The following is a 22,239-nucleotide window of genomic DNA, read 5'->3' as shown; positions in this document are numbered from 1 at the left end:
GCCCGGCCCCCGCCGCCGCCCCGGCACCACCGGGAACGCCGCCACCGGCGCCAGCTGCTCGAACCGCACCGCGACGGCCGCCTCCACCCAGCGGCGCTGCACGAGCGTGCCGTCCACCCCGGTGAACTCCGCCTCCAGCGTGCCGGGTTCCGGTACCCGGTAGACGCTGCCGGCGACGGCGGGTAAGCCGGCTGGCGCGCCGTCCTGGCTGCTGTCGATGATCACGTACTCCAGACAACGTCATGCCGGTCGCGCTGCGCAGGCGAACCGGGTGGTAACCAGGACACGTTCTTCTCGGCTCCCGGCCCCTCGTCATAAGCGTGCGCGCCCAAGGTGCCACCTGGGTGCCGCCCGTGTCAGTGCGGGTCTCTGCACCTTCCCGCCCGCCCCGCGAGCAGTATGCGCGCCACGCGGGGCGGCTCTCCGCTGCACAATGAGGCATCTTCAGCCACCTGAAAGGAAGACGTGCCGCCGATGCCGCCAAGGCGCATCCCTGTGGTCGCAGTGGACACCACAGAGTTCTTCACCGACCTCACCCTCTCGAAAAGCGCCTGGTCGCAGATGCGTGTCTGGGCTCTGAAGGGACATGCCGAGCTATGGGTCCCGGAGGTCGTGATCCAAGAGGCAATGCGGCACTACCGGGGCCACCTCGACGACCATTTGAGGAAGCTGAGCGACGCCGACAACGCCCTGTACGAACTGGCCTGGGACCGGGACAGCCAGTCCTCCGTCGAGCGACGGCACGACGAAGTCGCCGCGCTTCAGAGCGGCTACGAGAAGTGGCTTCGAGCGCGGCTGGACAGGGTCGGCGCGGTCATCCTGCCCCTCCCGCGCATGTCCCACAAAGAGATCCTGGGGCGCATGCTGCGTGAGGAGAGGCCTTTCCGCGCCAAGGGCGGCGGAGGAAAGAAGGGCTCGGACGGGTACCGCGACATGCTCATCTGGGCGAGCATCGCCGAGCACGGAGCCGAACACCTCGGTCCCGAGGACACGCTGTACTTCATCACCAGCAACCACAGCGACTTCTGCGAAGACCAGAAGACCGACACGGTCGCCCGTGCCCTCCTCGCGGACCTCACCGGACAGCCCCCGCAGGACAAACAGGTGTACGCCATGGGCTTGCAGCCCCTAGACGGCAAGATCCCGGCCGTACAGCGCCTGGACAGGCTCGCGGACCTCGCCCAGATCCTGCCGAAGAGCGCACAGGACGCCGCCGAGCTGACGTTCCAGGACCGGCTGGCGACGGATGTTCACCTGCGCACCCGCCTGCAACAGGCTGTCAAAGATGCGTGTGATGAGCTGGCAGGCCGGGAGATCGATGACGTCGACCGGGTCGAGCCGTATGGAGCCGGCCTGGACTTCGACGAACTCCGTCTCCCACTCGACGATCCACGCCTTGCGGCGATCGACGTGCACCCGGACACCGTACGAGCCGCTGTCTACGGAACCGACCCCGACGCCGAGCCCGTTCAGCTCCTCGCCACCGTCACCGCAGAGGCCGAAGCCCACGTGGAGGGCTTCATCCACGTCTCCGACCACGACGAGGACTCCGACTTCTCGGTCTCCCTCGTCAACGACTACACCTACGAAGCGGAAGGCACTCGCCCGGTAGTTCTCCACTTCAACGCCCGCTTCGCCCCCGACCACGAGAACACCATCGAGCTCGATCTCGACAAAGCCACCCCATTGGGCAACTGATGTCCGATTAGACCGCCTACGAGACCGCCCTTCACAGCCCCACGGCACCAGTCCCCGGGGGGCGTCAGTCGTCGACCTGGCCCGCGGCAAGAACCCGTGCCAGCTCCTCGGTGGGCAGGCGGGACCACTGGGTCACCTCCTCAAGAGCCACCCCGGCCGCGACGGCCGCGGCGGCGGTATGCAGCACGGCCCGGTCGATCAGCTCGGCACTCTGACTGAGGTGCTCCAGCAGCGTGCGGGCCACCTCGGCGGTGGTGCCGCTCTGAGCGCCGCGCAGCTGCGCCAGCTCCTCGCGGGCCTCGTCGAGCAACCGCGTGATGTGGAAGCGGTGTTCGGCAGAAACGGTGGCACGCCACCGGGTACCCGAGCCGCCCGCCTGTGCCTCCGCCGCCATGACACGCAGCTGGCCGGCCATCGTTGCGGGCTGCTGCTCCCGCTTCAGATGCCACGGATCGTCCCGCCACCCCGGCGGCCCGCTGCCGCGGCGGGCGCGCACGATCGCACCCCTCCAGTCGCTCAGCGGGCCGCCGTAGTCGGCCGCGGCCAGCGGCCCCAGCCAGTCCCGGTCCACCCGCTCGCCCAGCCGGTGGCACAACGGATCGTCCTTGCCCCGTGCCCGAGGCCGCATCCCCCCGCTTGCCCGCCAGGCCAGCTCGGCCGTCGCCGGCTCCAGCAGCGCTCCCGCCACAGCCACGACTTCCGGGAAGACGGCCGCGTCCCGGCCGACGATCCGCCACCACGCCAACTCGCCGCCCACGCTGCCGCCCGCAAGGTGGTGCAGACGGTAGGGCCAGATCTCCTCCTGCTCCCAGTACAGGGCCTGCTCCCACCACCGGGCCACCACCGCATGCGCCAGCGTGAACACCTGCTCCGGCTCCACCCCGGCCCGCACCGCACGCCGCGCTACCGAGGGCCACTGCCGCTGCGCTGTGACCACCTCCGCAACGCCGCGCAGATCGAGGTGCTCGAGCGGCTGGTCGGCGTCCGCGTCGAGCAGCCAGCGTCCGTGCCTAAGGCAGACCCGCTGCCAGTGCGGCACGTACCGCACCGCCTGTACCGCCTGTACCGCCTGCCCGGTGCGCCGCGCAGTGCACAGCCGGCAGCCGAACGCGGCCGGACCCACCACCGCGCCCGCCGCCCGCCACCGCGCCTGCGCCACTCCGGCCTCCTTGCCGGTGCTGATCTTGGGGTCGTCTACGGTGAAGGCCGGCAGAGCCCGCGCCAGCACCTTGGGCTCAACCCGGCATAGCTCGGCGAGCACCTGCCGTCCGGCCTCGTTGAGCACAACCTCCGCATCGGCCCGCACCCCGCCGCCGTCTCGCCGGACGGGGGAGTTGCGGCACGTCCACAGCCCCAGCACGCTCCCGGCGGGCAGACCGTAGCGGGCCGCAACTCGATCGATCAGCGACGCGGTCAGCTCCCCGGCCAACGGCACGGTCCGCAACGCTCCTGCCGGCACCCTTCCCCCTGATGTTCGTCTCCTGGCCGGCGCTCCGCCCCGGCCAGGAAGGACCCGGACACGGCGGTCACCGGGTCGAGCCTGACGCCCTTTCGGCATGGTCCGCCGCGTGGACCTGTGCAGCCAGGGCAGGGACCCCTGTACTACGGACGCCTCCGAAGCACGCATTTCATACGCGATACGTACGCCAACCGTACGCCATCTGTACGGTTCATCTAGAGTGTTGCTCTGGAGGTGTTCCATGTCCGAGTTGTTCGACCGGGTCGACGCACTGGTCGCGTCCAGGTCTGTGCTGCCGCCGCCGGCGGAACGCAAGCGGCTGCGCCAGGCTCACGGGTTCACCCTCGATGAAGTGGCCGGTGCCCTGGAGGTGCGGCGGGCGACCGTCAGCGGCTGGGAGTCCGGCAAGACCGAGCCCAGACCGCCGGAGCGGGATGCGTACGCACGCCTGCTCAACAAGCTCGCGGAGCTGTACCCCGCTGATGCCAACCCCGCCGCACCCGAGCAGGACACGGCGGTGCCCGAGACGTTCGCGAGCGCTCCCGCCCCCGCTCCGGAAGCGCGGCCTGTCTCCACAGACACCGCATCCGACGCTGCGGCCATGACCGCCGAACAGGACACCCAGCCCGCCCCCACCGCCAACGCCGCGTCTCCGGCTGCCGCGTCGCGTCCGGCCCGCACCGCCAGGACGACGTCGTCGACGTCGCGCCGCCCGGCCGTGAGGAAGGCCACCCCGGCCAGCACCCCGGCCGGTGGCACGGATCCGCGCTTCGCCAACGGTCCGCTGGCGGTCGTCGACGTCGACGCCGATGGCCAGGTCCTCGCGTACTGCGTCGGCGGGCTGGTCCTGGAGGTGCCCGCCAAGTCGATCCCCTCCCTGGTGGAGTGGACCCTGCGCGAGGCGAAGCTCGGGGCGCCGAAGCTGTCCGGGCCGGGCAAGGACGCCGACCCGCTGCTCGTGCTCACCGAGGCCGCGCTGGAACGCTACGGCCTCCCCGTCGCCCTCACGGATGAGGAGCGGCTCGCCGGACGGCTCCCGGAAGGCCACAAGGTCATCAAGCAGCTGGTCCGCGCGGAGTGGAAGCTGACCAAGCGCGGGTTCGGGCCGTGGGCGCGGATCTACCGGCCGGCCACCGGTTCGGAGCGGGCCTGTGTGCAGCTGTGCATCCCGTCGTGGAACGCGCTGGACACCCGCCACTGGGGCGAGGCCGCACAGCTGCCGCCGGCGGAACTGGCCCGCGTGCTGGGTGTGTACGCGTCCCGGGTGATGACCCCACGCGGATCGACCGCCGTCACCGGCCTGGAACTGATGACCGCCCTGCACCCGCCGACCCGCGCCTCCGAGCCGGGCGCGACGGGCAGGCGGCACTCCGAGCACAACCCCGGCAGCCTGGGCAAGGACCCGGTGGACTGCGCGCCGTGCGAGGCCCCCGACGGGCACCCGCTCCTGGCGGACCTGCCGCGCTTCCACGTGCGCGGCCCGGCGGAGAAGCTGTTCGAGGAGGCCTACGACTGGGCGCGGCCGATGACCGATGACGAGTGCACCCTGCGGCACCTGGTCGGCATCGACGTGAACATGGCCTTCGCCGCCGGCGCCAACGGCCTGGTCGTCGGCCTCGGTGCGCCCACGCACGTCAAGGCGCCGGTGTTCGATGCGAAGCTGCCCGGCTCCTGGCTGGTCGACCTCAGCCATGTGGACCTGTCGTGGGTGAAGGTCGGCAAGGACAAGTGGGCGGACCTGGACGCCACTCTGCTGCCCAGCCCGTTCACGCCGAAGGGCGAGCAACCGCAGGGCCCGGCCTGGTACGCGACGCCGACCGTGGCGTACGCGGTGGAGCTCGGCTACGACGTCGCGCCGATCGAGGCGTGGGTGCGCTACGACAACGGCCGCTACCTGGACGCCTGGTACCAGCGGCTGCGCGACGCCTTCCTCGCCACCATGGCCGACCTCGGTGTCGACGCGGACATGGCGCCGGCGGACTTCCTGGCGGCGATGGACGGCTGGCGGCAGCGCGATCCGCAGCTGGCGATCGTCGTGGACGCGGTCAAGGCGACGGTCAAGGGCGGCCTGGGCAAGCTGCGCGAGCGGCCCCGGGGCGAGGGCTGGAAGCCGGGCGAGCCGTGGCGGGCGCTGTCCCGCGCGACCTGGCGGCCGGACATCCGCGCGGCGGTTATCTCCCGCACCCGGATCAACCTCCACCGGAAGATCGTCAAGCATGCGGCGTTCACCGGTCAGTACCCGGTGGCGATCCTGTCCGACTGCGTCGTGTACGCGGTCGATGGCGCCAGCCCGCTGGACTTCCTGCCCTACCGGGACGGCAAGCCGCTGCCGGGCGGCTTCAAGCTCGGCATCAACCCGGGCCTGGTCAAGCACGAGGGCACCCAGGAGGTGCTGTGGGGCGAAGAGGTCCGCGAGCGGTTCAACGCCCCGGAGCTCAACCTCGCCCGGTACATCAAGGACGGCACCGTCACCGACGTCGACAGCGGAGAGTAGGAGAAGGCCACGATGACCCTGTTCGGGGACGGCCTGGAGCAGGCGGTGCAGAAGGCGTTCACCCGCCCGGTGCCCAAGAGCGCGCCCGCGCAGATGCGGTACCTGGTCAAGCAGCTCAAGGGCACCAAGGCGGTCTCCCAGCTGCTGCGGGTGTCCCAGCGCACCGTGGAGCGGTACGTGAAGGACCAGATCAAGAAGCCCCGCCCGGACCTCGCCGCGCGCCTGGAGCGTGAGGTGAAGGCCCGGTGGCAGCCGCAGATCCGGGCGAAGGCCCGCGAGAAAGCGGCGACCACCGGCGGCATCGTCATCGACACCCGCGCCCGCATCGGCTACACCGCGCCGATCGGCTCCACTGACGAGGACCGGCTCCGGCACTTGACCGTGGCGCTGCCGCCGCAGTACGCCGCCCGCCTCTTCGACGCCCGGGAACAGGGCGCCACTGACCAGCGCCTGCAGGAGATCGCCGCCGAAGCGCTCAAGGACGTGTACTTCCAGGACAATGGCCGCCGGGCCGGCCAGTTGGAGGAGGTCCGCTTCACCGACATCGAGCACCTCGACTTCGACCTGTAGTGGCCGTTTCACGAACAGCCTGCGAGCCCGGACCAGTGAGCCGAAGCACGATAGGTGTCACCAAGGCAGCGTGTTGTCACAAGGACTGTCGGTCCCTGTCAGCGGTCAGGCGGTGAGTGCCGTGCGCAGGGTGGTGGCCATCAGGTCGATGGCTTCCTTCCCGGCTGGTACCGGGCCGGTGTGGGTGAAGTAGTGGTCGACACCCTCGAAGCAACGGTGGGTGACCGGAACGCCGGCAGCTTCCAGGGCCTTGGCGTACGCATCGCCCTCGTCGCGCAGGCGGTCGTTCTCCGCGGTGATGACCAGGGCGGGCGGCAGCCCGGCGAGGTCGTCGGCCAGTCCGGGCGACACCAGCGGATGGGCGAGGTCGGCGGGATCAGGGACGTAGGCGGCGGTGAAGACCCGCATGAGCTGAGGGGTGAGCAGGGGCTTGACGATGGGTGACTGCTTGGTGGCCGGGTCGGCGAGCTGGTCGAGCGGTGCCGAGTCGATGATCTGGAGGCGGGGCGTGAAGGTGCCGCGGTCCCGAGCGGTGCGGCACACCGCGGCGGTCAGGTTGGCCCCGGCGCTGTGCCCGCCCACGGCGAGTCGCGAACCGTCCCAGTTGTTGGCGGTGCCGTTCTCGGCCACCCAGGCGGTGACGTCGTACGCCTGGGTGACGGGTACGGGGTACGGCCGCTGCGGGGCGACGGCGTAGTCCACGTTGATCACCACGCAGTCGGCCGTGGCGGCTATGTAGCGGCAGATGTGGTCGTCCTGCTGGGGGCGGGTGATCACGAACCCGCCGCCGTGGAAGTTGACGTACACGGGGGCAGGGGCTGCGGCGGCGGCCGACGGGCGGTAGACGGTGCACGTCACCAGTCCGGCGCCGGTCTCCACCCGGATGGATTCCGTGCGCTTCGGGATGTCGGTGAAGCGCAGATCCTTGTGCACGCGGCTCATCATTCGGCCGAGCAACAGCTGAACCCCTCTGGCCTGGATTCTGGGCCTGAATGACATGGCTGGACCCCATCGCTACAGACTTAAATTAACAGGATTCCTGATAATGGGGGCTCGTCGCCGAGCATGCAAGGGGTAACCGCGAGCCGACTGCCGAAGGGGGGATGGACGCTCCAGCCGTAGCGCCCCGCCTGTTCGTCCAGGCCCCGTGTGGCTCCAAGCCCACCTGGCTGCGTCCGTCGGAGGCAGCCAAGGCCGCAGCAGCGGCCTGAGCCCCGGTCGGGTCCGCTCTCCTGGTGCGCAGCAGAACGGTGCCGACCATGGCGGCCACCGCGCCAGCGCGCAGCACGGCCGTCACGTCGGCGGCGATGACAGGCAGGGCGACGGCGTGGCGAACGGCGGCCACCAGGTCGGGAAGCTGGACGGACTCTCGATCTTCGGTACTGGTGACAGAAAGGCTGCCGAATGAGCACCTGTGACAAGCCGAATGCCTCGTTGGTGCCAACAAGGCTGCCTCACCCCGTCCTGTCGGCCAGCTCATCCGGCTTCACCGGTGACAAGTACTGGGCTTCGGCTCGACCAGTTGGTCCGGGCTCGCTCGCGTATCCGCAGGAGCGCTCCTGGCCCTCGCCGCTGAAGCCGTGATGGCTGCGACCTGCGCGGATACTGGGCGGAGCGGGGTCAGGTCGAGGGGAGGGGCAGGACTCCGTGGATGACCAGCTGTCGCCCGTAGGGGGTGGGCATCGGCTGCATCTGGACGCCGGTGCGCAGCGGCTTCACCGAGATGCGGTAGTCCTTGGTCGGTCCGTGGCAGATGAACCCCGCTGGCGTGGGAATGCCGATGCCGTCGGGGGAGAGGGTGAAGCCGAGCCCGGCGTAGAAGTCCGTCAGCTCCGGTTCGTGCGTGACGTACATGACGGCCGCGCCGAACTTCCCCTCCTCATGTGTGCCCATCGCCTTCTCCGCTTCAGCGACCAGGGCGCGCGCAATGCCTTTCCCACGCCACTCTTCGACGACCGCGAGGGAGTCCAGGTCGGCGACGAGGCCAGCGGCGATGTGCGCGTTGGGTGATCCCACGAGCATGGGGTGAGTCAGCGCCCACGGCGCCGGCAGCGCGAGCGCGCCGCCGACCAGCGCGCCGGACGACGTCTCCTCCGCCACGCGTACGTGCGTGTACTTATCAGGATCGAGACTCTGGCTGATCGCGGCGGGAAGCTGCAGCCAGGAGCCGTCGGCGTTGTCCGGGTCGGCCATCCGGATCACAGGCTCCAGCAGGGCGGCGTCGGATTCTGCCGCGCCCCGGATCACGATGCTGTCAGGCAGGCCCGGAACACCCACGGGGATGACAGCACCCGGCTGCACTCCGGCTCTGGGGGCGGCGGCCGCGTACATGCGCTCTCCCAGCACGTTGCCCGAGTACAGGCGCTCTGCTTCCCGGCGCGCTGGATTCCCCGACCGGCGGGCGCCCTTGCGCGCACCATTTCGCTTCCCCATGACGTCCCTCCCCTTGTCATCGCAAACCTCCCCAACCCGGCGGGGCCTTAACACCCCGCTGACAGTGGCGACTTGGGCATCCTCAGTCTTGGAGCGCCCACGGCGACGGAGGTTCCGTTGAGTTCAGTGCGCCGTCTACCCGGGGCGGTGTGGACGCTGTGGACCAGATTGGTGAAGCACACGTCGTAGGTGCGCCCGTTGAGGGTTTCCTCAAAACTGCGTCTTAACTCGCGCTCGCCAGGTCAGCCGCCTCGGCTGACTGTCGGCTGGGGTCGCATACAAGGCGGATGTCGGCGGTTCGAACCCGTCTGCACCCACCCACTCACCAGCGGGTAGCTATGGCGTTCCGCACGTGCCGCCGAGGTGCCGCAGCACTTCGCCAACCAGCGGTTTCATGGAGGAGCGCGGCTCAGGGGACCGCTTAGGGCTCGCCCTGAGCCGCGCGGTGGTGTGCGAGCTTGCGCTGGGGCGTTCAGTACCAGAGCTGGTACGTCGAACCGTTGCAGTCAATGGTGCGCAGCCCGTGTTCGCTGTCGTCCAGGCACCGTCCGGTCGCCTCGTTCCTCAGCTCAAACCAAGGGCCCTGATCGGAGTAGGTCACGTACCAGCTCTGGTAGGTCGAGACGTTGCAGGGGAAGGTGCGCAGCCCCATTTCGAAGCTGTCGTCGAGGCACTGGTCGACGAACAGGTTCTTCAGCTCGCGCGTGCCGTCCGCCCACACGTGGACGTTCCATTGCTGGGCCTCGTGGTCGTCGCAGTCCGAGGTGTACCCATATTCCAGGCACTGTTCAGTCGCCACGTTGTGGAACGTGTTGATCTCGTCGGCCTGCGCTGATGGCGCGTTGGTCACACTGAGGCAAAGGACTCCCGTCACCAGTGCGGCGGTGAGTGCGGCCACGCGACCGCGGCGTCCGGATCGTGAGGCAAGCATGGTGCTCCCTTCTCCGGGGCCAGCTCTTGGCGGCCCCTTGGAAACCCCGGTGACCTGTACGGTCATCCGGATCGGGCCATCATGATGGCCGGGCCGGGCAGGGACCCCTCCCGAACGATCTCCGGAGATCCGGAGTAATTTTCAAGAGCTGTGGATCGCGGACCAGACGTTTTCAGTCCGTATTTATGGGCCGCCGCACAGCGCTCTGGTGGCGGCCCGACTACTTTTCCGCAGCGACGAATGCGAGGCCTTGATGACCACGCCTTGGCCGCCCCGGCGCACTGTCCGCCGTCCCGTTCCTCGCGCGGCCGGGCCCCGCGAGCCGGTCGATCACGCCCGTATCGGTCGGCGCGTGGTCCGCCGCCGCGCGAAGGGGATGACTGCAGCCGACGTCGCGGCGGCCCTCGAGGACGCCCGGTTCGACGCGCGGCAGGATTCGCGGCACGAGCACCTGGCCGACGACGAACGTGGCCGCGCGGAGCTCGCGGAGTGGGAGCGCATCCGACAGCTGCTCGCCGACGCCGCTCCCGGCACCGTCTACGACCCGGACGCCGACCACGTCGTCCAGGCGGAGCTCGCCGCCGACGCCGCGGCCGCCGCGGCGCGGGAAGCCGAGCTGCGCGAAGCCGCCCGGGTCGCGGCCCGCACCGATGAGCTCCAGGCGCTGCGCGAGCTGGGCACGCTGGAGGAGACCGGGCCCCGCGAGGGCGACGAGGCCGCGCGGGAGGAACTCACCCGCCGCGCCGGCTCGTACGTGCAGACGGACGTCGACGCCTGGCTCGCCCAAGCCCTGGCCGCGCACCTCGGGCACTACGCGGATCCGGCCGCCCGCGCAGCTGCCGCCGATCTGCTGCCGACACATGTGCTTGCCCACGCCGCTTTGCTCACCGAACTCGCTCGCCTCGTTCCGGGCGCAGGCGGCGGCCAACTGGCGTTCGCGGCTCGGCTCGCCACCGCCCACCCCGAAGCCGCCGGCGACCTCGCCGCGTTCCTCGCACGCGCCCGGCCCGGACAGAATTGATCTGCACCCGGACGTTGCCAGTGCTGTCTGCGATATCCCCGCCGACCTCGATCGCTTGCACCCCAACGAGATCACCGAGTGGCTCGCCGGCATCGAGGACGACGAGACAGTCACGGACGCCGACGTCGACCGCGCCCGCCAAGCCGTGTACCACGCCCTCGCCATCAACTGATGACTGCGGCTGCGTGACACCCCTCCAGCACGGTCGCCGACCGGAGCCGGGAAGCTCGGCTGTGCGGCCGCTGGCAGTTACGGTGCCCGGGTGGAGAACCTGGAAGCTTCGGACTGGATCTCGCTGAGCGCGGTGTTCGTCGCCGTGGTGGCGGCTGGCGTCAGCGTGTGGCAGGCGTTCATCGCCCGTCGCGCCGGGGCCGAGCAGCTGGAACTGGCCAAGCGGGTCCAGCGCGAGCAGAACGAACCGTACGTGGTCGTCGACATCGGCCCCCACGAGACGGGGTCCAGACTCATTGTGCTCAGCATCCACAACAGCGGTCCCACCATGGCCCGAGACGTGCGCGTCCAGGTGACGCCGGAGCTTGTGTCCACGCACGCCAACCTGACTGACCGCGTTCAGCGGGCCGTGTCTCGCACCATCCCCTTCCTGCCCCCGGGCCGGAAGCTCGTCTACCCGTTCGACACGAGCCAGCGCTGGCAGAGCGACCTGCCCATGCAGTTCGACGTCACCGTCAACGCCCGCGGCCCGGAAGGCGAGGTAGAGGCATTGACCTACCGGATCGACCTCGATGTGCTGGCCGGATACCTCCCAGGAGAGCGGCCCGGAAAGGGCATAGAGGACCACCTGAAGAAGATCGAGACCCATCTCGGTGTGCTGAACAAGACCTACAAGCAAGCGAACAGCGAGGCGATCCGTACCGAGAACCAAAGATGGATCGACGAGCTGCGCCGCGAAGGCGAGGAAGAGGCCAGCAGGAACACATTCACGCCGCCCGACGCGTAAGGGCTGATCCGGGCTGAAACAGTCCGGTGACCAGCGTCATCAGTCCCCAGCTTCTCCTGTCAGCCTCGCCTGCTGTGTCACTGATCGGCCGGACTTGTGTCACCGCCAGAGCGCCGAGCTCGTGCTCGCTCGGATGGCCTTTCGACCAGAGTGGTCCCCGGCTCCCGGCGGCGGCGATACCGTGAGGGGACACACCAGTTCTGGCCCTGGAGCCCTCGATGAGCGAACAGCCGGCCCCCGCCGACACCGCCCGGCAGCAGCTGGAGCCCGCGGCCGCCGACGCGGTGCGCGCGTACGCGGCCAAGACCCGCGAGAACGCCGACCGGTTCGCCACCGTCCTGGAGGACATCGCGGAAAACGGGCTGCCCTCGGTGGAGGACTGCACCCCGTGGGAGGAACTGCGCGAGGCCCACCTCGCCCGGCTCGCCGGGCAGCGCCCCGCCGTCGCCTGATGCCGTCGGTGCACGGCCCCCCCGCCGCGCCCGTATCGCCTTCTCCGACTCCGCCGCCAAGCAGCTGGAGAACATCACCAGCGAGGCGGAGGTCCACGCCCTGGACCGCGCCCTGGTCGTCATCTCCGTCGACCCGGACGTCGGTGAGCCGATCCCCGGCGACACCGCCGGCCCCCAGCTGCGCCAGTACGCCGACGAAGTCGAAGCCGTCCGGGTCCTGTACTTCGTCACCGCGCTGCGCACCGTCGTGGTCGTCGCGTACATCGAGGTCTAGCCGCCAAAGGAGCCCGCGTGCGGTCCTTCGGCCAACAGCTGTCCACCAACCGTCAGCACTCCGAGGGCCTGCCCGAGTGGCTCGGTACTGAGCCCCATGCCAAGGAGGGCTCGATGCCGTGCAGAGCCGTTCTGGAGTCCTGGCCGACCGAACAGCTGCTCGAGACGGCGACCATCCCGCGGTCAGAGGTCCTGCTCGCCGGGGGGCTGCCCCACGACCCACCACTCCTCGGTATCGGCTTCATCGAGATCTCGGACCAGGCTGTCGATCATGCTGGCTACTTTTGCCTCCGGACTGTCGGCCGTCAGGCCGACCCGCTCACCGCGGGTGGCATGCCAGTACTCCCGGACGACGGGGTTTTGTAGGAAGGCCCGCACGTGCACGAACAGGTCCTCCCACAGCACTGTGCCGGTGGCCCACGCGAGGACCATGTTTTCGTACATCGCCCGCACGTAGAGGAACTGGCGCCGTTTCTTTGGTGGCAGGGCGGTTGTCATCATGGCGTCAGCATCGCCAATGAACACGGTCTCTGCGAAGTCAGGGTCGTCCATAGCCCTGGACAGCAGCTCCATGCTGCGCTGACCAGCCGCGATCAAGGCCTCCTGCCGGCGGGCCTCCCGCCGTTCGCGCTCCTCCATGCGCAGCTCAAGCTGCCGCTCATCCCGCTCCATGCGCCGCCGGAGCGGCGACCATGGGCGCCGCCCGGAGTCGGGGCGGCGCTCACGGGTGCTCCCGGAGCGGGGCGTGGCGGTAGGCGGCTGCTCGACGGGCAGGAGCCGGTCCCGGAAGCGGGCCGCAAAGGCCCGCGCATCGGCTTCCGTTGGCTCACGGCGCAGTGCGACATCACCTGTGGCACGAGCGGCGTCCTGGATCACGCTGTAGGAGGCCTCCGGGAATGAGGTGCCGAGCATCCGCTCGACGACCCGGTCGGCCGACTCCTTGGGCGCCATAAGACCACCGTAGCGGTCAGCACTACACCCGGCGGTTCTGATCGCACACGAAGCACCGGTCCATCTGGGCTGCGTTGAACGCGGCTGCACGCGCGAGCCGTTCCGCCTCAGCCGCGGCTACCGCGGGCGTGAGTTCTTCAAGCCGCGCCCAGTTGTCCGCAACGAACTGAAACGGTGGTGCTCCAGTGCTCCTCAGCCACCTCGCGGTTCCTGGCGTGCGGGCCGGCGACGTACTTCTCGACAAAACGGCGCCCTTCCCCGCCCTCAGCCTCCAGCTCGGCGAGCGAGCGAATGCGGAGTCCCTGGTCGCGGTCGGGTTCCGGCGTCGCTGGCGGCTCCGGGTTTGCTACCCGCTCGCGGACCTCCTCTTTTGACAGCGACCGACGGGCATCAATCTGGCGACCCAGAAAGTAGCCCGCGGCGCCACCGATGATCGCGGGCACAAGCAACCAGCCGGACAGGCTCAACACATAGGCGAAAGCCGAATGCCGGGTCTGGCCCGGAGCCGTCAGACCGACGAGAACCTCGTACGCTGCCCGCCACCCGAGGAACACACCCCCTGCCACATACAGCAGCCCGAAGGCCAGCAGCCACAAGGAGGCTCCGATGAGGAGCCAATGCGCTGCCCGGTCAAGGAAGGATCGCGCGCCCATCCGGTTCCGCAGCCGCTGTCGGCGGCTGACGCCCGACGGGGTGGGCGGGTCCGGCGGCGTCGACATGCCGTCAAGTTATCGGAGCTGGCGGGGCTTTGGGCTTCGAATACGTGGGCTGACACCGACCTGCCCACCTGTGTGTTGCCGGCCCCGGATGCCTACGTCGGCCGCTGCCCGTGCTCCTTCTCCTAGCTGTGGTGTATCAGGAGGTTGGTGCCACGGCCTTCCGGTTCCAACCACCGTGTCACGGCTCAGCCGGTTGAACGTCCGAGGATGGTCACGATGCCCAACCGGGCAGTTCGCCGCGCTCGCGAGCGTCGTCCTTGGCGATGCGGACCTGGGCGGCGGCCCACTGGTTGTCCCCGTGCTCGACGTCGCGCAGATAGGCCGCTCGGGCACCCAGCGACGCGGGGTCGGGCGAGTTGAGGCCACACCCCCAGCAGATGACCCGGTCGGCATGGGCAGGACACGCGGTGCGGTGGTCGCAGCGGGAGCAGGTGTGTTCGGCCTCGCGCTTGAGAACGTCAGCGAGGCCGATCCGGGAGGTGGCGCGGCAGGAGCCGCACCTCACGGTCATGGGCACAGTCCAGTCGACGTTTTGACGATCAAGGGTGAGGCGGTAGTCGGCGGAGTCCGGTTCACCGATCAGTCCGCAAGCGGTGCACTTGAAGTACGGGCAGCGTTCCTCACGGGGCACCTCAGTCATGGTCGCAGTCTCCAGCATGGTCACCAGGCTCACAGCCGTATCGCTCAACTGGCCAAGTGAAGCGCTCAGCCACAGGCCTGGTCGTCGTCCAGTGGTCCTGCTGCTGCCGCTTCTTCTCGATCCAGTCGTGCATGGCCTCGATGAGTGCGTCGGAGGGCGTCCGCTCCTCGGATTTCGCCAGCGCTTCGAATAGCCCCTGAACTTCGGCTTGTTGGAGGCCAGAGCGGCTTTAAGTTCTTCTCGTGTGACACGCAACTGAGGGGCCAGGAGACACTGACCTCCCCATACAGTTCGGCGTGGCAGGCGAGTCCACCGCTGTTCGCTGATCCGGCACAGCTGCTCACGTCCCGAACGGACCCGGTCAATCTGCGCCGTGATGACGTCCGTACCTCCGCCGCCGTCCGCGACGTGCTGGACTGGGGGCGTCCCATACGTAGCTCCCAGGGGGAGGGACCATGGGCGAGGTCGCCACGGCCGTGTCCGACGAAGCGTTCTCCGCACTTGCCGAGAACCTGGGCCACATCCTTGAGACCCGCGCACTGCTGTGTGTCATCGCGCCGGAGGATGTCCGGGGTGAAGCCGTGGTGGAGGCCGCTCTCAGCCGCCTCGACGGAGCCGACTCCGTCGTGGTCACGACCGCCGCGCCGGGCAGCCTCGCGGCGCTCCTGGACGCGTTCCACGCCGCCCTGCACCTCGGTGTCCGGCCGCGACGGCTGGCCGACGCGCAGAAGGCTGTCGAGAACGAACTCGCGCGGCGCTCCTGGCCGGTTGTGGTCGTCCGCGATGCCCATCTGCTGCGGACCGAGGCCCTGCAGTGCGTCTATGCGCTGTGGAGCCTGTTCCAGGACCGTGAACGCCGGATGCCCGTCGTCCTGGTGGGACCCGAGCGGATCCGGTCCGTGCTGCGCAGGCCATCACTCGCCAGCCTGGAGAGCTGCATCTTCATCTGGCACCGGCTCACGCCCTCACCCTGAAGGCACGAGACCCCGGACCGCGACGGCCCGGGGGTCTCGTGCCAGAGGCCGTCTCAGTAGGAGTCTTCCCGCTCGGAGGGCGGCCCCAGATGCTCGATGAGGTCGCAGGTACAGGCGCCGCCCTCGTACAGCATCTTGTCGCACTCGTCATGGTGGTGCCGTACCTGCGGCCGCTTCGGCGGGGAGATCGGCGAGGCGGGGGCGGGAGGCTGGCCAGCCCCGGACCGGGCGGCGCCCCTGAACGAGGCCACCGCTGCCAGCCGTACAGCGGCTTCGACGACGGCAACGGCTGGCACCACGACGGACTCATGGTCGACCCCGAGTTCCCGCTCCTCTATAAAAAGGCGCTATCTCAGTCGCAGCTCGTGGTGCCTTGGCCGGAGCCGTAATAGGCGGTATGCCAGGTTGTCCCCTTCTGGAAGGTATAGATGCCGGAGGCATTGCGCTTCATGGCAAATTTGTGCTGACCGCCGCTGTAGTAGCCGAGCTGAAGTTCCTGGCCGCGGGCGGTGGAGCCGCCCGTCTTCAGCAACTGGTTGTCCGCCTTGCCGAACGTGTTCGGACCGACACGGCCGTCTGCATCATCGAAGTCGTCGGCCAGGCCCCAGTGGACCTGCAGTCGTTTGGTGGCGTATTGCGTCGTGGTGCCGAAGTGCCCATCGACATCATGAATGTCGAACTTGCTGCCGTCAGGCTCGCCGATACCTTCCGCCAACAGCACCATCTGCCACAGGCAGACAGCGTTGGAGACGGGCAACTCGGCGCCGGAGATGACTCCTTCGTCACTCCAGTCGCCAACGTAGGTGTCGTACCCGCGTACGTAGCCATCCGAGATCTTTGCGGACGCCGGCGACGCGCTCAGCGCGAGCGCGGCTGCTGCCAGGGTGCTGATCACTGCTGTGGTGCCACGAGCTGTCATACGAAGGCCCATCTGCGTACCCCTCTGTCGCTGGACGGTCCGCCGCCCGGACGAGCACCGCAAACAGGTGCACCGGGCGTGCTGACGCCACGATGCAGTGCAGGATTTGATGAAACCTCGCACATTGATAAACATGCTGGTCATCAAGCGATTTGCGGCTCGCCGTCACTCACGGTAGACGCACAACGGCTTCTCGGTGCCTGTTTGCGATCTGCTTGGCCGCCGGCTGCCTTGATCCCGACTGGGGACGGGTCCCTGAACTGCCCTTTATCGTCAGGGGGTATGACCGCTGAGCCCTGCCGTCGCGTGTACCGCTTTTCAGGGGACTGGGTCGGGGCCTGGTTCACTCTGGTTGTCTCCTTCGGCGGTACCGCCGCGCTCATTGTTTATGGCATGGCCGCGGACGGGATACCGGCCGCCGTGACCATAGCCGTGGGTGCGGCGTTCGCCGTCGGGTTCGTTCTCCTGGTTCTCCTGATCCATGCGACGGCGACGATCAGCGACGAGCGTCACCTGACGATCCGGGGAATGTTCCGGAGGCGCCGGACGCCATGGCCGGAGGTGCAAGCGATCGAAATTGAGGCGAACGGGGGCTCGGAGGAGGCGCCACGGTGGATCGCTGTCCTCTACGACGCGGCGGGCGGCCGGTACCGCCTGCCTCACCTCAACGAGCGCAGCCGACAGGACTTCGCGCGCGATGTCGAGGAGTTGCGCGAGGTGTGGATGCTCCGGCGCGGTGGGGACTGGGTGCCCGTACCCGCAGCTTTGGCCAGGATGACGGAGGTCAAACGCCATCACCCTGTGGCCATCGCGGTGTGGGTGGCCTTCATGGCCTTCTGGGTGGGGTGGTTGATCGACTTGATCCTGGTGGAGATGGGCGTTTTTGACATCGACGATGACGATTACGGCAGTGCCAAGGTGCTTTTCCACCCCGTTGCCTTGATGCCCGTCGTGGCGTTCATCGTTACGCTCGTGATCGTGGGAGTTCGCCGCCGTGGATAACGCCTCCACCGAACGGACCTGGTGCCGCTGATTTCCGACGAGCGGACGATCTTGCCCGAACGGAAGAGCTGTTTGCTCGTGACCCACCTTCGCGCTTTCTCGCTGCAGGGTTGGGCTCAGCACGCACCATCAACCGACGAGCATCCCATCAGGTAATGGGCACATGGCGACCTACTCCGTCACGCCCATGTGACGCCCAGCTCCCGCAGCGCATTCAGCTGTTCCTGGGTGAGCTTGTCGCGCCTCGATTTGGTGTTGGAGATCCATACGCCCAGCTTCACGGCCACCGGCTCTGCCTCGCCGTGGACGGCGATCTCCTCGCTGTGGCCCCTTGGCACAGGCCGATGACCTTCCCGTTCCACCCACTGCGCGAGGGCCGTAAGTCCGCGCTGGAACGCCTGCTGCGCCTTGCCCAGCTTCGTCGCGCGGGTGGCCGCCGGGGCCGGAGATGGCGGCTGGACGGGCTTCACGCCCAGCTGGGTCAGCCGTTCCTGCTGCTCGGTGGACAGCTGCGCCCAGGTGCTCGCCTCGCGTTGCCGTGCGAGCCATCGTCCGATGTCGTCGCCGTCCATCAGTACGCCGGGTGCGATGTCGGGCAGGTGGCCGTCGGCGTCGACGAGGTCGGCGAGGATGCGGTAGTGGCGTTGCCAGTCCAGTGGCCAGGGGCAGTTCCAGTCTGGGTCAATCGCGGCTAGCTGCTTGGCGCGTTCCGTCGCCCGTTCCGCGTCTTTCCCGAGGCCGCCTTTCCGGCGGAGGTTGGCCATGTGCTGGCCGACCGGCACCATCGCCTCGCCCTCGCCCCACACGGCGTCCTGCCTCGGGGCGAGGTGCCCGGTGGCCCGCCGGTACGACCGCAGCGCGGCGAGCTTACTCTCCCAGGCTTCTTCGCCGGGCTCCCACACCATCCCGGCCTCGGGGGCGTCCAGCAGCTCTTTGCGCCGCGGCTCCAGTTCCCCGGCCCGCAGTGCCTTTCGCTGGTGGTGCACCCACCTGCCCAGCGGGAAGTCCTTTGTGACGCCCACCGTCGTCTCGGTGTCGTAGGGGACGGCGTACAGGCCGGTGATCTTGTTCTGCTTCCGCCAGCGGAGCAGGGCCTGGTAGCCCTCCAGCCACACGAGGGACTCCGGCCGGTAGACCCGGGTGCGCAGGAACGCCGCGATCGTCGCCGCGTCCCTCGGAGAGGAGAAGTGCAGCAGGGCCGATTCGGCGGCGGCCTGGGTGTCGTCGTGCTCCTGGTCCTCGCCGTCGCCCTTGCCGTCCGCGCCGATGATCCGGCCCTCCTCATCCCGCTGCACGTGGACCTTGCGCGCGTGCTTGCCCCGGCTGAGGGCGCGGGAGGCGAGCTGCTCCACGAGTCGTTCATCATGACTGCGCAGGCCCTGGAGGACCGCTACAAGGGGGCGGAAGCTGGCGCTGGCGACCATGTCGGTGGGGTCCTCGCCGGGCTCCAGGAAGACCGGCACGATGATCCTGGCGACCTTGGTGGACCCGTCGCGGTTCAACCTGAGTGCCCGGCCGATGTTCTGCACGATCTCCACCTGCGAGCCGCGGGTGTCGGCGAAGCAGATCGCCTCCACCCCGCGCTCGCCCGTGATGTCGACGCCTTCCCCGAGGACCCGCACGGAGGCGAGGAACGCCCTGTGTACGCGCCGGTTGTTCGCGTCGATGCCGTTGGCGAACTGCCGCAGGACCTCCCGGCGTTCGGCCACCAGGTGGTCGCCGCACAGCCACGCCGACCACACCCGGTCCGGCGGCACGTGGCGGCCGGCCTCCAGCCCATAGAACTCCGCGTCGATCGACGACGCGGGGAGTTCCTTCTCCGCCTTGACCATGGTCTCGTCATCAGTCCCGGTGACGTACAGCTCGGCTGCGGTCTTCGGCAGCGCCTCCGCGAACGCGGCGGCTTCCTCCACCTTCTGGTGGAAGGTCATGACCGTACGCAGGTTGTACGCCGCGGCGTGCTCCAGGAGGGCGGTCTGCAGCATGGCCAGGCGCCGGCCCCGCAGCGCCTCCTCCGACAGCCCGAGCACGGGGGAGGGGTCGCGGATCTCCAGCACGTCGATCTCGAACGGGGCGAGGATTTCTCGCTCGATCGCCTCCGACAGCCCGAGTTCAGCCCCAGGTAGCCAGGCGCCGTACGTCCCGTCCGGGTCGTCGGCCATGCTCGCGATCTCCAGCTCCTGGCCGTCCGCGCCCTTCTGCGGCCGGGGCGCGGCGAGGATGCGCGGGGTCGCGGTCAGGTACAGCCGGAAGTCAGCGGGGATCCGGGCGTTGTCGTGGATCGCCGCCCAGGGCCTGCCAAGATCCCCCGCCGTACCGTGGGCTTCGTCCACGATGGCGAGCGAAAAACCGTCCATCCGTTGTCCGTACAGGCGCTCTCCGCCCGCCAGAGCGGCCTCCAGCGGTCCGCGTGTCTTCTTGCGTGGCCTGCCGTCCGTGCTGCCCTGCCAGGGCCCGTAGGGGCGCTCTTGCTCCTGGAGGGCCTCGTAGTCATCGCGGTCCACGAGGGAGGCGTACGTGGCGAACACGATGACGGGCCCGTGCCCGGCCCACAGGGCGAGCTGGATCGGGTTGGTGGTGGTGCGCACCTCGAGCTCGGTCAGTACCGGGTCGTTCTCCAGCGAGCAGACCGCGACCATGGGGGAGCGGTGTCCCACTGCCCGCCACGCCTGGGCGGTCTGCACGAGCAGGTCCAGGGTCGGCACGGTTACGAGGATCCGGCCGTTGGGGAAGCACTCCAGCGCGCACGCAGCAGCCATGATCGTTTTGCCGGAGCCGGTCGCTGACACGATCGTGCCACGGGCACCCTGAGGGGGCACAGATGACCTTGCAGGGAATCCGACCCACCTACGAAAGGCCGACTTCTGGTCGGCTTGGTGTTTCTTGAGCGGAATCCTGCTCATCGCCCGTCCTTTTCACTCGTGTCGTACAGCCAGCTGTCGTGAAGCCTTTCCAGCGCGGTTTTCTCTTGGCCTTCCTGCGTCCAGACCCCTTCGAGCCAGAGCGGGCTGTTATCGATCCTCTCGCAAAGGACGAAGCAGCCGGGCAGGTCGATCAGCACGACCTCGCCCGCGAACATGCCGTCGGGCCCGTAGCGCTGCCACAGCCGCTCCAGCCGCGCCCGGCGCTCGTGCAGGTACGTCTCCAGCGCCTGGGGGTATGTCTCCCGCTCCGCCATACGCACGGTCCGCAGGGCGACGCCCACCGACCTCCCGGGCCGACTCCTGGTCCCACTGCTCGGAGCTGGTGCCGGTCACGGCCGCGTAGTGCTGTCCGCAGATGTCCAGAACACGCTCGACAAGTTCCGCCGACGCCTCGCCCCCTTCCGCGTCACGGGCCGAAGGCCGGCCCCTGCCCACCGGCAGCAGAACAGGACGATCACCGGTGCGGACGGCCGCCTCCAGGTCCAGACCGTGGTGGTCCAGGTAGGCCAGGAGGAACAGGGCCAGGGCACGGCCGGGGTCGCTGGCGTGCTCGATGTAGGGCTTTTCGCTGGTCCAGCCGAACGTGGCCTGGTGGGGCCGGGGATGTACGCCGCTGGTGTGCGGGTCGGGGAAGACGACAGCGCGGGTAAAGAAGTCGTCCAGGCGGCTGAGCAGGTCCGCATCAGGGCTGTCCGGCTCACGGCCGCGCACGGTGGTGGTGGCGTTCTCCAGGATGGTGGTGAGGTACCGTCGGCGGGCGTCCTCCTGCTGCCGGAGTTCGCTGGACGGGCTCTCCTCCACCACCTCCACCACGCGGTACATGCCCTGGTCCCCGTACAAACCGTCCGGCTTCTCCAGCGCCTTGTGAACCTTGGTGACCGCCTCCTCAACTGACCGCCCATAGGCGTAGTTCGTCACCACCGACGCGCCCGGGTGCTCCGGATCGGTCCGCTGCGCCACGATCCGATAGCGGATCAGCTCCGGGTCCGACCCCGAAACCGCACCGCTCGCGTGCTCCTGACGCTCCCGCCGCGCCTGGTGCCAGCGGTCCACCTCCGGGTCGCTCCCAGGAGAGTAGGTCTCCCAGCCCTCGTCGGTCATCAGGGTCCAGATGCGCTTCAGCTCGTTCCGCCGGACCGCTGCCAGCCGGTCATCCGTGCTGAACAGTCCCGATTGGTCCTCCCGGTTCTCCAGGCCGCCAGCGGCCACCCAGCGCTCGTGAATCTGTTCCACCGTCAATCCGGTAACCTCACGATGGATTTCCTTCCGCGCTTCGAAGCGCCTTTCGAATCCCAACGAATTCAAAGCATCCTCACTTCCCGCGCCCTGTACGGCGGTTGGGGGATGTTCCATGTTTCCGCCAATGCTACATAGCGCATCAGCTTGATGCACGCGCTACACTGGAACCCACACGAACGAGCGACCCCCACCCCTTTGCAGCCAGCCCGGCCCGCGCCAGCGGGCCCCAAGGTCCTGGAGGCGCAGCCGGAAGGACCGTCAGGCGGGGGAGCGCAGCGGACCCGCCCAGGAGTGCGAAGCACTCCCCAACTCCCGTACTACAGGCCCCGCTAGCCGCAGCTGACAGCTTCTCAGGTGAGCGAGCGCGCACCGCGCGCTGCGCCGGTCGCGCAGCGGCCGGCCCCACCCGATCCCGAAGCGCAGCGGAGGCATCCGCCCACGCATCGCGTGGGCGGCGGGAGCGCAGCGACCGCCGTCAACCCCGTTGCGCAGCAACGGGGTTCGCACCCGCGGAGCGGGTGCGCAACAACCGTGCGCAGCACGGTTGTTCGCTTGCACATCGCGCAGCGATGTGGTACCCGC

At 69.0% G+C, this 22,239-nt stretch carries 20 protein-coding genes and 1 pseudogene; 9 read left to right on the top strand and 12 right to left on the bottom strand.

Features of this window, described 5'->3' with window-relative positions; genetic code table 11:
- A pseudogene (locus G5C60_RS37490) lies at positions 1 to 225 on the bottom strand (TnsA-like heteromeric transposase endonuclease subunit); the annotation flags it as partial.
- Between the two features lie 279 nt (positions 226 to 504).
- On the opposite strand from G5C60_RS37490, the gene G5C60_RS37485 reads away from it, so the two are divergent.
- The gene (locus tag G5C60_RS37485) at positions 505 to 1,698 is read left to right on the top strand and encodes a PIN domain-containing protein (protein WP_165266290.1); all 1,194 of its coding nucleotides are present in this window, start codon (positions 505 to 507) and stop codon (positions 1,696 to 1,698) included.
- A gap of 64 nt (positions 1,699 to 1,762) precedes the next feature.
- Here G5C60_RS37485 and G5C60_RS37480 read toward each other — a convergent pair whose 3' ends face one another.
- Positions 1,763 to 3,133, bottom strand: coding sequence for a DNA-binding protein (locus tag G5C60_RS37480; protein ID WP_338146042.1), 1,371 nt, complete (start codon positions 3,131 to 3,133; stop codon positions 1,763 to 1,765).
- 265 nt (positions 3,134 to 3,398) lie between these two features.
- On the opposite strand from G5C60_RS37480, the gene tap reads away from it, so the two are divergent.
- Together tap and tpg are read left to right on the top strand one after the other, a co-directional pair.
- On the top strand, positions 3,399 to 5,651 hold the full coding sequence (gene tap / locus G5C60_RS37475) for a telomere-associated protein Tap (RefSeq protein ID WP_165266286.1): 2,253 nt from the start codon (positions 3,399 to 3,401) through the stop codon (positions 5,649 to 5,651).
- Positions 5,652 to 5,663: 12 nt separating this feature from the next.
- Positions 5,664 to 6,221 (top strand): telomere-protecting terminal protein Tpg, encoded by a 558-nt coding sequence (gene tpg / locus G5C60_RS37470; RefSeq protein WP_165266284.1) that lies wholly within the window; start codon positions 5,664 to 5,666, stop codon positions 6,219 to 6,221.
- Positions 6,222 to 6,326: 105 nt separating this feature from the next.
- Here the strand turns inward: tpg and G5C60_RS37465 are convergent, their stop codons facing one another.
- The 3 genes from G5C60_RS37465 to G5C60_RS37450 form a co-directional block, all read right to left on the bottom strand.
- Complete coding sequence (locus tag G5C60_RS37465) at positions 6,327 to 7,220, bottom strand: alpha/beta hydrolase (RefSeq protein ID WP_165266282.1); 894 nt, start codon at positions 7,218 to 7,220, stop codon at positions 6,327 to 6,329.
- Between the two features lie 621 nt (positions 7,221 to 7,841).
- A complete protein-coding gene (locus tag G5C60_RS37455; RefSeq protein ID WP_165266280.1) occupies positions 7,842 to 8,654 on the bottom strand; it encodes a GNAT family N-acetyltransferase in 813 nt (270 codons plus the stop codon).
- 472 nt (positions 8,655 to 9,126) lie between these two features.
- On the bottom strand, positions 9,127 to 9,552 hold the full coding sequence (locus G5C60_RS37450) for an RICIN domain-containing protein (protein ID WP_165266278.1): 426 nt from the start codon (positions 9,550 to 9,552) through the stop codon (positions 9,127 to 9,129).
- 286 nt (positions 9,553 to 9,838) lie between these two features.
- Between G5C60_RS37450 and G5C60_RS37445 the strand changes: the two genes are divergently transcribed.
- From G5C60_RS37445 to G5C60_RS52600, 4 genes are all read left to right on the top strand, one after another.
- A complete protein-coding gene (locus tag G5C60_RS37445) occupies positions 9,839 to 10,606 on the top strand; it encodes a hypothetical protein (protein ID WP_165266276.1) in 768 nt (255 codons plus the stop codon).
- Positions 10,607 to 10,868: 262 nt separating this feature from the next.
- Complete coding sequence (locus G5C60_RS37440; RefSeq protein WP_165266274.1) at positions 10,869 to 11,564, top strand: COG1361 family protein; 696 nt, start codon at positions 10,869 to 10,871, stop codon at positions 11,562 to 11,564.
- A gap of 218 nt (positions 11,565 to 11,782) precedes the next feature.
- Positions 11,783 to 12,016, top strand: coding sequence for a hypothetical protein (locus G5C60_RS37435; protein ID WP_165266272.1), 234 nt, complete (start codon positions 11,783 to 11,785; stop codon positions 12,014 to 12,016).
- A 34-nt stretch (positions 12,017 to 12,050) separates the two neighbouring features.
- The gene (locus G5C60_RS52600; RefSeq protein ID WP_338146043.1) at positions 12,051 to 12,290 is read left to right on the top strand and encodes a hypothetical protein; all 240 of its coding nucleotides are present in this window, start codon (positions 12,051 to 12,053) and stop codon (positions 12,288 to 12,290) included.
- 182 nt (positions 12,291 to 12,472) lie between these two features.
- Here the strand turns inward: G5C60_RS52600 and G5C60_RS37430 are convergent, their stop codons facing one another.
- The 3 genes from G5C60_RS37430 to G5C60_RS37420 form a co-directional block, all read right to left on the bottom strand.
- Positions 12,473 to 13,240, bottom strand: coding sequence for a DUF6082 family protein (locus G5C60_RS37430; protein WP_165266270.1), 768 nt, complete (start codon positions 13,238 to 13,240; stop codon positions 12,473 to 12,475).
- A gap of 137 nt (positions 13,241 to 13,377) precedes the next feature.
- Positions 13,378 to 13,959, bottom strand: a complete 582-nt coding sequence (locus G5C60_RS37425; protein ID WP_165266268.1) for a DUF6313 family protein — start codon at positions 13,957 to 13,959, stop codon at positions 13,378 to 13,380.
- Positions 13,960 to 14,170: 211 nt separating this feature from the next.
- The gene (locus G5C60_RS37420; RefSeq protein WP_165266266.1) at positions 14,171 to 14,599 is read right to left on the bottom strand and encodes a hypothetical protein; all 429 of its coding nucleotides are present in this window, start codon (positions 14,597 to 14,599) and stop codon (positions 14,171 to 14,173) included.
- A 455-nt stretch (positions 14,600 to 15,054) separates the two neighbouring features.
- On the opposite strand from G5C60_RS37420, the gene G5C60_RS37415 reads away from it, so the two are divergent.
- Positions 15,055 to 15,573, top strand: a complete 519-nt coding sequence (locus tag G5C60_RS37415; protein WP_165266264.1) for an AAA family ATPase — start codon at positions 15,055 to 15,057, stop codon at positions 15,571 to 15,573.
- 53 nt (positions 15,574 to 15,626) lie between these two features.
- Here the strand turns inward: G5C60_RS37415 and G5C60_RS37410 are convergent, their stop codons facing one another.
- The gene (locus G5C60_RS37410) at positions 15,627 to 15,872 is read right to left on the bottom strand and encodes a hypothetical protein (RefSeq protein WP_165266262.1); all 246 of its coding nucleotides are present in this window, start codon (positions 15,870 to 15,872) and stop codon (positions 15,627 to 15,629) included.
- A 53-nt stretch (positions 15,873 to 15,925) separates the two neighbouring features.
- Entirely contained in the window at positions 15,926 to 16,468 is a 543-nt protein-coding gene (locus G5C60_RS37405; RefSeq protein WP_165266260.1) for a peptidoglycan-binding domain-containing protein, read from the bottom strand.
- Between the two features lie 306 nt (positions 16,469 to 16,774).
- Between G5C60_RS37405 and G5C60_RS37400 the strand changes: the two genes are divergently transcribed.
- A complete protein-coding gene (locus tag G5C60_RS37400; protein WP_165266258.1) occupies positions 16,775 to 17,494 on the top strand; it encodes a PH domain-containing protein in 720 nt (239 codons plus the stop codon).
- A 179-nt stretch (positions 17,495 to 17,673) separates the two neighbouring features.
- Here G5C60_RS37400 and G5C60_RS37395 read toward each other — a convergent pair whose 3' ends face one another.
- Positions 17,674 to 20,397, bottom strand: coding sequence for a DEAD/DEAH box helicase (locus tag G5C60_RS37395; protein WP_165266256.1), 2,724 nt, complete (start codon positions 20,395 to 20,397; stop codon positions 17,674 to 17,676).
- A gap of 108 nt (positions 20,398 to 20,505) precedes the next feature.
- Positions 20,506 to 21,651 (bottom strand): hypothetical protein, encoded by a 1,146-nt coding sequence (locus tag G5C60_RS37390; RefSeq protein ID WP_241267349.1) that lies wholly within the window; start codon positions 21,649 to 21,651, stop codon positions 20,506 to 20,508.
- Between the last annotated feature and the right edge of the window lie 588 nt (positions 21,652 to 22,239).

The sequence above is a fragment of the Streptomyces scabichelini genome (assembly GCF_011045015.1).
In the GTDB taxonomy this organism is placed as follows: domain Bacteria; phylum Actinomycetota; class Actinomycetes; order Streptomycetales; family Streptomycetaceae; genus Streptomyces; species Streptomyces scabichelini.
Note: the sequence above shows the minus strand (reverse complement) of the source record. Positions and strands in the feature narration are given on the sequence as shown.